The 10,906-nt window shown below is 38.8% G+C and carries 8 protein-coding genes, 4 tRNA genes and 1 pseudogene; 3 read left to right on the top strand and 10 right to left on the bottom strand.

The genetic code is table 11. The features are described from left to right. From PSI15_RS03975 to PSI15_RS03930, 10 genes and pseudogenes are all read right to left on the bottom strand, one after another. Positions 1–204, bottom strand: a pseudogene (locus PSI15_RS03975) (IS5/IS1182 family transposase); the annotation flags it as partial. A gap of 140 nt (positions 205–344) precedes the next feature. Continuing rightward, entirely contained in the window at positions 345–590 is a 246-nt protein-coding gene (locus tag PSI15_RS03970) for a helix-turn-helix transcriptional regulator (protein ID WP_273582396.1), read from the bottom strand. A 66-nt stretch (positions 591–656) separates the two neighbouring features. After that, a complete protein-coding gene (locus tag PSI15_RS03965; protein ID WP_273582389.1) occupies positions 657–938 on the bottom strand; it encodes a hypothetical protein in 282 nt (93 codons plus the stop codon). 211 nt (positions 939–1,149) lie between these two features. Further along, complete coding sequence (bssS, locus tag PSI15_RS03960; RefSeq protein ID WP_045971142.1) at positions 1,150–1,404, bottom strand: biofilm formation regulator BssS; 255 nt, start codon at positions 1,402–1,404, stop codon at positions 1,150–1,152. A gap of 210 nt (positions 1,405–1,614) precedes the next feature. Then, entirely contained in the window at positions 1,615–2,667 is a 1,053-nt protein-coding gene (gene pyrC / locus PSI15_RS03955) for a dihydroorotase (RefSeq protein WP_273582388.1), read from the bottom strand. Positions 2,668–2,898: 231 nt separating this feature from the next. After that, a tRNA-Asn gene (locus PSI15_RS03950) sits at positions 2,899–2,974 on the bottom strand. 239 nt (positions 2,975–3,213) lie between these two features. Then, positions 3,214–3,289, bottom strand: a tRNA-Asn gene (locus tag PSI15_RS03945). Between the two features lie 286 nt (positions 3,290–3,575). Continuing rightward, positions 3,576–3,651: transfer RNA gene (locus PSI15_RS03940), tRNA-Asn, on the bottom strand. Between the two features lie 399 nt (positions 3,652–4,050). Beyond that, positions 4,051–4,126 (bottom strand) — tRNA-Asn (locus PSI15_RS03935). Between the two features lie 122 nt (positions 4,127–4,248). After that, a complete protein-coding gene (locus PSI15_RS03930) occupies positions 4,249–4,767 on the bottom strand; it encodes a YlaC family protein (protein ID WP_045971138.1) in 519 nt (172 codons plus the stop codon). Positions 4,768–5,295: 528 nt separating this feature from the next. Between PSI15_RS03930 and cspE the strand changes: the two genes are divergently transcribed. From cspE to mgtA, 3 genes are all read left to right on the top strand, one after another. Further along, positions 5,296–5,508, top strand: a complete 213-nt coding sequence (gene cspE, locus PSI15_RS03925; protein WP_045971136.1) for a transcription antiterminator/RNA stability regulator CspE — start codon at positions 5,296–5,298, stop codon at positions 5,506–5,508. A gap of 836 nt (positions 5,509–6,344) precedes the next feature. After that, on the top strand, positions 6,345–7,055 hold the full coding sequence (locus PSI15_RS03920; protein ID WP_148886082.1) for an MgtC family protein: 711 nt from the start codon (positions 6,345–6,347) through the stop codon (positions 7,053–7,055). A gap of 204 nt (positions 7,056–7,259) precedes the next feature. Continuing rightward, positions 7,260–9,959: a magnesium-translocating P-type ATPase gene (gene mgtA / locus PSI15_RS03915; RefSeq protein WP_273582395.1), complete on the top strand. Its 2,700-nt coding sequence runs from the start codon at positions 7,260–7,262 to the stop codon at positions 9,957–9,959. Positions 9,960–10,906: the final 947 nt, after the last annotated feature.

Raw genomic sequence — 10,906 nt, 5'->3', positions numbered from 1 at the left:
GGAAAGATTATGGAAATGTTTCAGGATAATGATGCGAACCATCACCTCAGTCGGGAATGGCGGGCGTCCGCCTTTGGGAGAAATAATCCGTGGCGCGACCCGGTCTACCGTGTCAGCCAGTGCCGAGAAATCAACATACTTATCAAGGACAAGCAGTGGATCGCCTAATTCATCAATTTTTCGACGATGGTATTCGGCTGCCAGCTTATCTTTTTTTAAAGCAGAACGAGCGGTATCATGACGGCGCTACCTTGTAGGGAGGGAGGGAGGGATGTATTGTGTCTCTATTTTCCTCAATTTGGTAGCTGTGAAAAGTTTTTAGAGGTTCCCGTAATTCAAATGCGTTAACAGAAATACTTAAAGATATTGTAAATAAAAAGTAACTCTATTTTGTTAGAAACGCCCATTTTTTCTATAATATGCCTTTTGTGAGAATAAACTGTACTATTGCTGATTTTCAAGATCTTGGCGATTTTATGGGTATCCATTTCTAACATCCAATAATAGATGATGCGATCTTCCTGATAACTAAAAATAGAACTATGCGTACTAAAATTAGAGAAATAATGTTGAATGTCATATGAAGCCATTTCTTTTAGGCGTTCAAGTAATATTGTCATATCTTTTTTTGTTAAAATAAAATCCTTGTTTGTCAACTAGATAGGTTGGTTCTTGGTGGGATATGCTTTATCTATATAAATATAGGTACGAGCATCTAAAACTGAAGAAATTAATAATTTCAGTTGTTCACAATATTCACTGTAGTAACCATAAGTGGTCAAATTCGCCAAAATGACATCTGGGGAGAATACAGGTAAAATATTTATAGCCTCACGTATTGAGGCCGTTCCCAAAGAAAGGATAGAGGTATTTTCTTTCAGGGATTCAATAATTCCTAAGCGTGTATAGTGGCATTCATCAATGATTAATAGTTTCATTATTTGAACATCCTTGTTCTACTATGGTTATATTTAAATGATTAGCTTAATAGTTAAGCATTATGCGGGTGAGCGCAGGCGTATAATACAATATTATGAAGAATAATAAACCATATGGATAATTTTATTGGTTAATATATGTTCGGTTATTCATTTGGGACACTCAATATATTGAGTGTCCGAATGGGTTAGGCGTGTCTAAACCTTATTGCTAATGTTTAATATGATCGAGTTGACTGTATTCCGAGGCTTCTATTTTTTCAATCCCGGCTTGTAGAATGAGGATAAGTTGTTTCGCTACACCTGTTGTTAACCATAACGTTTTGTCAACACTGACATTTTCTGTGGTTTGATCTTGGGTGGATGAGTAATGAAGGCGTATCATCATGGCGTCATAGGCATCGACAGTGCTGATATCCCAGCCTACAACAGGATGAGTTTGAATTATTTCATTTTCTTTTCCCATATAACCTCCTAATCAGACAGCAGAATCATTATTGATATAATTGACTAAGAGCAGAAGAGCTCATCTAAGATGAGCCCTTAGCAGTATAAACCTTTTTGGCAATCTAAGAAGTGAAAATAGCAGGATTTTTGCATTATAGCCGATAGGGCGCGTTAGGCCGGAAGTGTGCGGAAACAGAGAACAATTTCCGCACAGGTGGTTGTGATAAAATTACTCACATACCCTTACGTCCCATCCTGCATCTTCCCCAGCAAGGAATGGAATTAACTTTTCGTTACCGTATTCAACATATTCAACCACTGGCGTTGGTTTACGGGTGAGCTCGATAAAGCCATCATTCATTGGCAAGCCGTAAAATGCAGGGCCATTTAGGGAACAGAAGGACTCGAAATATTCCATTGCACCCATTTCTTCAAACACAGTGGCGTAGGCCGCCAGTGCGGTTGGAGCATTAAAAACGCCTGCGCAACCACAAGAAGATTCTTTGCGGTGCAATACATGAGGAGCGGAATCTGTGCCTAAGAAAAAGCGGTTACAGCCGCTGGCAACTGCTGCCCGGAGTGCTTCCTGATGAATATTGCGTTTTAGCACGGGTAAGCAATAAAGATGGGGACGAATACCACCAACCAGCATATGGTTGCGATTGAACATCAAATGCTGTGGTGTCAGTGTCGCGCCTAATTTATCATTGCCTTCAAGAACATATTCAGCGGCTTCTTTGGTGGTAATATGCTCAAAAACGACTTTTAATTCAGGGAACTGCTGACGCAATGGTTCCATTACCTGTTCAATAAAACGCGCTTCACGGTCAAAAATATCGATATGAGAGGCAGTGACTTCCCCGTGGACCAGTAAAGGCATGCCTATTTTTTCCATAGTCTCCAATAATGGGTAGATCTTTTTAATATCTGAAATGCCATGACTGGAATTCGTTGTTGCATTGGCCGGATAAAGTTTACAGGCAGTGAAGATCCCGTCTTGATAACCCGTCTCAATTTGGTCGCTGGCTGTTGAGTCGGTCAGGTAGCAAGTCATAAGAGGTTGGAAGTGATGATCTGACGGAATAGCAGCGATTATTCGCTCCTTGTAAGCTCTGGCGCTGGCAATATCTGTCACTGGGGGAACAAGGTTGGGCATGACGATTGCACGGCCAAAAAAACGGCTGGTATGGGGCACAATGGTCTTTAGCATATCACCATCACGGAAATGGACATGCCAGTCGTCAGGGCGGCGGATTTTAATTGTGTATGATTCAGTGGTCATGGAACCGGCTCCAGAATATAGGTGAAAAATGGTGGATGCTGACTCAGCAATCCTTAAGCCGGAGGAGGATGATAAAGCGAAAATAGTTAAATAGCTATTATTGAATGATAATATTGTTCCAATCTTGGCAAATCAGAATTTTAAGTTTATCTGGAACTAGGGTATTCAGAGGAAATTATCGTATCAAAAAAAGGAAAAAATAGAAGTAACAACACGAGGGTGAATTGAATTTGGCTCCTCCAGCTGGACTCGAACCAGCGACATACGGATTAACAGTCCGCCGTTCTACCGACTGAACTATGGAGGAACTCCTTCAAGACGGGGTGAATATTAACGGCACTTTTTACGTTTGTCAAAGCAGAAAATAGCAATAACTGTTTGATTGCTGAGAATCTGTGCGTTATGTGTTTTTTGGCAGAGAAATCCCTGAAAAATGGCGACGTTAAAAAGAAGAAAGACACAAAACAGAAAAGATGAGATGAGAAAACAGCAGGCCGGAAAGCAAAAAGCCTGATTCGTTTTACGAATCAGGCTCTTCAAAATATTTGGCTCCTCCAACTGGACTCGAACCAGTGACATACGGATTAACAGTCCGCCGTTCTACCGACTGAACTATGGAGGAACTCCTTCAAGACGGGGTGAATATTAACGGCACTTTTTACGTTTGTCAAAGCAGAAAATAACAATAAGTGTTTGATTGCTTGCAATATGTACTTATTGGGTTGTTTTTGAGCTTGCTTATGTTTTTTAGGTCGAAAAGGCAGCGGGAAAGCTTCTGGATATAAGATTTTCAGTTGTAGGTTAACCGGCAACACCGCAATGTGAGAGATGAGAGCAGGGGGATGCACATAACATATTGCAGACAGAAAAAATCCCGACCAGCAAAGCTAATCGGGATTTCCAGAATTTGGCTCCTCCAGCTGGACTCGAACCAGCGACATACGGATTAACAGTCCGCCGTTCTACCGACTGAACTATGGAGGAATTGGGTTGTTCCTGAGAACGGGGAGAATAATACAGTGAATGATTTGGTATTGTAAAGGGAAAAAAATAAAAATAAGTGCGATCGATTAAGTTAGCATCATAATGGTGTTTTTTTAATATTTTTTGCTGAAAAAATATCTATTTATCTGAACATTTATGTATTTTATAGTTTTTAGTATTAGTTGTTTATCTTGGTAAAAATCTATTTAGTTTACAATTATTGCTTTTTTATGAGCATTAGGTAAACCAGAGTAAGATTTTACAGAACTTCAAGAAAGGGTGATAAAGATCAGAATAAAAAACGGCTTCCCGATTGGGAAGCCGCTTGAAATGATTCAGGCTAAGTTATCTTTCTCAACCTTAATATCACGCTGAACTAGCGAGCGAGATACTTGAATTTGGCTCCTCCAGCTGGGCTCGAACCAGCGACATACGGATTAACAGTCCGCCGTTCTACCGACTGAACTATGGAGGAATTGGGTTGTTCCTGAGAACGGGGCGAATATTAGCGATGAACCGGAATAGTGTCAACGCAAAAATTCTTTTTTCTTGCTATTTGCTTGCAATATGAGCTTCTTGATTTGTCATTGTACTATTTCATTGAATTCCCGCGCTTTTATTAACCATGTTAATAGATTGAGCGTAGGGTGATTGTTCTGAACAAGTAAGCATAAACACATCATAAAAACAAATTCCTTGTTTCTTCCGTATGATATGTTTGATGTCATCTTTGATTTCATTAGGAACTCGGGGATGAGTGAGTATCTTACTGATAGCTTGTTTAGAAACTTGCTCGTTGACAAACCATTCACCGTTATAACATACCCGTAAATCGAGTACGTCAATATCTTCGAAATGATAGACTGGCTTGATATCGAATAGCAGGACCGCTGCCATAGCGATAAAAGCTAGAGTAAATGCAAAAAGAGACCACGCACCAAAATAGGGCGCGTACCACATGAGCATAGCAAGAAAAGCATAAGCAATGATCATCGCCAGACATAGGTAGGGATGATGGCGAATAAAAATGCTGTTGAAATGTACTTTACCATCACGATGCTCTTTAAGATTGATTCGTTCAAGATCCTGAATCAATATCTGTTTTATGATTTTCATAATACTAACTCACTTATTTGTAGACTCATTTGTAGAAATAGTGCTGTAAAAAATGTCGTAAAAGCGCTGTAAAAATCGTGATCGAGTTGAAAGTTATGGCATTTTCAAGGTTAGCATGCCCTGAACCTACATTTGTATAGCAATTGCTTTAATTTATTTGGCAAATTGTTATTGTCAGGCGAGCAATATCGGTATTTGTGTCAAGACAAAAAGTTGAACAAATCAAATAAAATTATAAAAACACCGTTTTATTATGTTGTTCTGTTCTAATATTGAGCGCCTGAATTTTTTTTTAAAACGATAATACATAAAAAGGTTGCTATTCGTGTGCGGTCATGCGTTAATGCCTTTGGCCTGATTAACAGACCTACTTTATGTACGACATCTTGAGTTAATGAGTTATGTGTAAGTGCTATCCTTGGTAGCCTTTGTTGACCGTTTCCTTCTTAGTGCCTCCATAAGTAATAGCTGATACTGGCCAACACATGCCCGAGGTGGCGAGTTTTTTTTGATATATAGGAAAGTCAAATGTCTGACAAAATGAAAGGTCAAGTGAAGTGGTTCAACGAATCTAAAGGCTTTGGTTTCATCACTCCAGCTGATGGTAGCAAAGACGTATTCGTGCACTTCTCTGCCATTCAAGGTAACGGTTTCAAAACTTTGGCAGAAGGCCAGAATGTAGAATTCACCATTGAAGATGGTGCTAAAGGCCCAGCAGCAGCAAACGTAACTGCTATCTAATTTTACTTTAAGCCTTATTTAAGCTCGCTAGCGTAAAATGCCGTAGCGGGCTTTTTTTCTTTTTATATCATGCAGTTATTTTATTAATTTTAGCTCATGTATCGTATCGGTCTTAACATTTTCCAAGTTCATTTATTTAGTCAATAAAAAATAACTTAGTGAAAATAATGGGATATCAGCCATCAATTAAAATCAATCGTCAATTGTATGTAAAACAGAAAGCTGTTTTTGTTTTGTAGAACAATCTTCCAGATTAAAGCCTTTACTTGTTAATTTTAACTGTTTATACTCGCCCGCAAATTCTATTGGAGAACGATTAATTGGACAGTCAAAGTTTTAGGTTAAATAAAAAAATAATCTGGTAAGCTGTTCATATCCCTCGATTTGCTGCTTACCTGAAATGGTGGGCGGTACTACTTTAACTTCATGAGCTGTACCCACCCGAAGAGAAACTATCTCATATTAGGGATCTACTGAGCTGGATTCTTAATGAGATATCGACTGAAGGTATATCGGGGTATACATGATGTGGTCATATACTCATTCCTTATTCCCTCCGGGAACATACGAATAATCGAATTCAATATTCGTCACCAGAATATTCTATGTACGATGAAGAGATGATCTCTTCAGGCATTCTTTGCGTGCTGTTCTTGCGTGGTAGTTTTATAACGAATTAAAAAACTCAGCCAATAAGAACTCAGTCAATCAAGTTAACTGAGGCAGCCTTTATGTACATGATTTTCTATACCTAATAAGTTTCAAGTATGCACTAATCAATCAAGTTCACAATCAATAACTTGAGGGACTTAGCGTGTCTTTATCCATTTGATGTTATGGAGAATGCCATGTTGTTAACATCTATTGCAATGCATTTACTATCCGCACTGTGTTTAGGCGCCTTGATTGGTGCTGAACGTCAATGGCGTCAACGTATGGCGGGATTGAGAACCAACGCCTTGGTCTCAACAGGTGCAGCACTTTTCATGATTACTGCAATAAGTACTTCTGAGGGAAATCCTGATCGTATTGCAGCACAAATTATCTCTGGAGTTGGTTTTCTGGGCGCAGGTGTGATCATGCGTCAGGGAATGAGTATTCGTGGTTTAAATACGGCAGCAACATTATGGTGCTCAGCGGGAATAGGGGAGTTATGTGGTATAGGGCAATATTGGGCGGCAGGTATTGCTACCGCGATTATTCTCTGTGCGAACATTTTATTGAGGGAAATTGCACAACGAATTAACACTCAGCCTCACCAGCAAGCCTTAGATTTAGAACAGCGCTATAAGATCCATATTATTTGCGACATCGATGATGAAATATTGGTAAGGACTTTGATTTTACAAGCCCTCAATGGATTAGGTGTTAGGTTGCAGTCATTGAGCAGTGCAGATGCCATTCAACCTGGCAGGCTTGAGGTTTGTGCGGAAGTATTGGCAACGCCTGCGGATCAAAAAGAAATTGAATCGATTGTTTGTCGGGTAAGTTTGGAAAAAAGCGTGAGTTCGGTTAATTGGAAAATTGCAGCAGAACTGCCTGCTTAGAATATTTTATTATTGCTAATTTCGTAATTTTATATCGATAAGGAGTCAATATGGACGATGTCCCCCCATCCCCCACACTGAATGAGGTGTTGCCTATGGAGTAATTTTATTTCTCAGGTAGGCAACGCATAAACGTTTTATATGGAAATTATCCCTTGCCGAAAGGGATGATGGCTATTGCAAATTGAAGATAGAGAAAGCGTTATGACTGAGAAATACACGAATAAATCAGCCAAGTTTTTCAAGGAAAAAGAGTTTGTCGTTGCAAAACGGGCTAATCAGAGTCTGGATCATATCCTCACTGATCTTAACGGCAGTACATTGGGTTTAACTGATGATAATGCCGTAGCGCGTTTAGGGCAGTATGGAATTAATGAAGTTGCACATGAAAAAACACCTCATGCCCTGATGCAGCTTATTACCGCTTTTCACAATCCGTTTATCTATGTATTGCTACTGCTAGCCGCAATCAGTTTTTGTACTGATTATGTGTTGCCATCACTCAATGGGGAAGAAGTAGAGCTTACTGGCGTTATTATTATCTTAATAATGATTGCATTAAGTGGATTACTTCGGTTTTGGCAGGAATACCGGACAAATAAGGCATCGGAAGCCTTAAAGTCAATGGTCAATACAACAGCAACCGTTTTTAGACGCCCTTCTGATGTGACCAAACCACAGAAAAAAGAAATTCCAATCAAGTATCTGGTGCCGGGAGATATTATCTATTTATCTGCCGGAGACATGATCCCAGCCGATCTGTACTTAATTGAATCCAGAGATTTATTCATCAGCCAGGCCATTTTGACGGGGGAAGCGATCCCGGTTGAAAAATATGACGCAATGGCTCATGTGAGTGCTAAGACAGCCCGTCCTGATAAGGTATCTGAAACCGAGTTACTTGAGCTTACTAATGTCTGCTTAATGGGAACCAATGTGGCCAGTGGTACGGCAACGGCGGTGGTTGTGGCGACAGGAAAGCAAACTTACTTTGGCTCATTGGCAAAATCTATCGTAGGAACGCGGGCACAAACTGCATTTGATCGCGGCGTAAATAGCGTTAGCTGGTTATTGATCCGTTTTATGTTGGTTATGGTGCCAATTGTATTGTTAATTAATGGATTCACAAAAGGCGATTGGCTTGATGCAGCGTTATTTGCACTGGCTGTTGCTGTTGGTTTAACACCTGAAATGCTGCCCATGATTGTCAGTTCTAATCTGGCAAAGGGGGCTATTGCTATGTCAAAGAAAAAAGTCATTGTTAAGCGGCTCAATGCAATCCAGAACTTTGGCGCAATGGACGTACTATGTACGGATAAGACAGGAACATTGACTCAGGATAAAATTATTCTCCAGCACTATTTAGATACAGAAGGCGGGGAAGATGTGTCTGTACTTCACTGGGCTTGGTTGAACAGCTTCCATCAAAGCGGTACTAAAAATTTAATGGATCAAGCCATTGTTAGGTATGGATGCGTTAATTTAGACCTCGATTTCCTCCGCAGCTACAGAAAAATTGATGAGTTACCTTTCGATTTTGTTAGACGCAGGTTGTCAATTTCCATACAAGATTTGTCTAAAAATTATCAATTGATTTGTAAGGGAGCCGCAGAGGAGATGCTATCAGTTTGCTCCTATATAAGGATAAAGGAGAAAATTATTCCTCTCACTGAAGAAAACCGTAACAATGTAATGGAATTAGTTAGCAGTTATAACGAACAAGGTTTCAGGGTGTTAATCTTAGCGACTCGGGAGTTAAGTCACGATGAAGTGAAACATCCACTTTCTGTTGCCGATGAAAAGGAGATGGTGCTGCAAGGTTTATTAACGTTTTTAGATCCACCAAAAGAAAGTGCCGTAATGGCAATTGCGGCATTAAGGGAAAATGGCATTTCGGTTAAGGTACTTACCGGAGATAATCCTGTTGTGACGGCTAAAGTTTGCCGAGATGTGGATTTAGATTCTGGAAATATTCTTATTGGCCCTGATATTGAACTAATGCGTGATGAAGACCTGGCAAAAGAAGTGGAACTAAGGTCAGTCTTTTGTAAGTTAACCCCTCTGCAAAAATCACGCATTTTAAAATCATTGCAAAATAATGGACACACTGTTGGCTTTCTTGGTGATGGAATAAATGATGCACCCGCATTACGGGATGCCGATGTTGGAATTTCAGTTGATACCGGCACGGATATCGCAAAAGAGTCAGCAGATATCATTCTGCTTGAGAAGAATTTGATGGTATTAGAAGAGGGAGTCATTAAGGGAAGGGAAACGTTTGGGAATATCATCAAGTATTTAAATATGACTGCCAGTTCCAATTTTGGAAATGTATTTTCTGTGTTGGTTGCCAGTGCATTTATTCCATTTTTACCTATGTTAGCCATTCATTTGCTTGTACAAAACCTAATGTACGATATTTCACAACTGTCTTTGCCTTGGGACAAAATGGATAAGGCGTTTCTGAAAAAGCCTCGTAAATGGGATGCGAAGAATATAGGGCGCTTTATGCTCTGGATTGGTCCTACTTCGTCTATCTTTGATATCACGACTTATGCTGTGATGTGGTATGTATTTGCGGCTAACAGCATAGAACATCAAGTATTATTTCAATCGGGGTGGTTTGTGGAGGGGTTACTATCACAGACTTTAGTTGTACATATGTTGCGCACACAAAAAATTCCTTTTGTACAAAGTACGGCAGCACTCCCTGTTTTATTAACGACACTTATAATAATGGTACTCGGTGTTTACATTCCCTTCTCCGCATTTGGTACCCTAATTGGGTTACAACCTCTACCGTGGGAATATTTTCCGTGGCTAATTGGGACATTAATAAGCTACTGTATCGTTGCCCAAATGATGAAGCGGTTTTACATTCGCCGATTTGGTGGATGGTTGTAAATAATTCTCATTAATTGATATCTTATTCTGTATGGATTAAGAGAATAATCCATACAGAATAGATGCCATCGTCACTCTCATCATAACGAACTTTCTACAGATATTTAGAATAGGTCTTGACGTTATTCTTTAAACATGAGTTGCCTATCATAATGTAAATGAATTTAAGGAAGTAATAGAGTTATATTTATCTGTTATTCTTTTTATTTGAAACGTCAAATTAAACTATCTATTGCCGTTTTTCTCCAAAGTTAAATAGGATAATTCGCTTTTTTATATCTATTTTACATCTGGATTTATTTCTTTTTATTCTAATTTTTTATTCTTCTTTTAATTGGGTTTTATGTAATAATATGTTGTTGCCAAATTTGCATTTGGGAATTATTTTATATTTATATTTTTTGTTATATAAGCTTATTAGTTTTTAGTCAGCAAGCTACCTTGTATGGGATTCTGACCACTGATTTGCCTGTTTTGAAAAGCCTATAAAACATTTGTCATTCTTATCATTCTTGTTGTAAGTATAAAATTAATTGATTAATTTTTCTTATTTTTTGTGTGTATATGCTAGCCAATGGGAGGAAATAATCAGCAAAGGGAATTTAGTTAAATTTATGTCACAAATCGGCTATGTATGTGTTTGTTTGGTTTAGGTAAATTTATTGATTATGGCGGTGAGAAATATCCTTGACGGATCGTAGAGTAGATTGAATTTTGTTTAGTTAGCAAAGCCTTGCTGGTTGTGTTTACAGGCGAGTAAAGATACAGATGTTTTTTTATTTCAATATCATACTGTATTTTATCTTATTTTTGTGATCTGTATGATGTTTGTGCTCAGAGCAGGGGTGAGGGTTCTTTTTCTTTTGTGTGAAAATAATACGATCATAAACTAAAAATGATCAGACTGATAGCTTTTTAATAACTAGTATTCACATATAATTAATAAA

The sequence above is a fragment of the Xenorhabdus sp. PR6a genome (assembly GCF_028599065.1).
GTDB lineage: Bacteria > Pseudomonadota > Gammaproteobacteria > Enterobacterales > Enterobacteriaceae > Xenorhabdus > Xenorhabdus doucetiae.
This window is presented reverse-complemented; position numbering and strand designations above follow the sequence as displayed.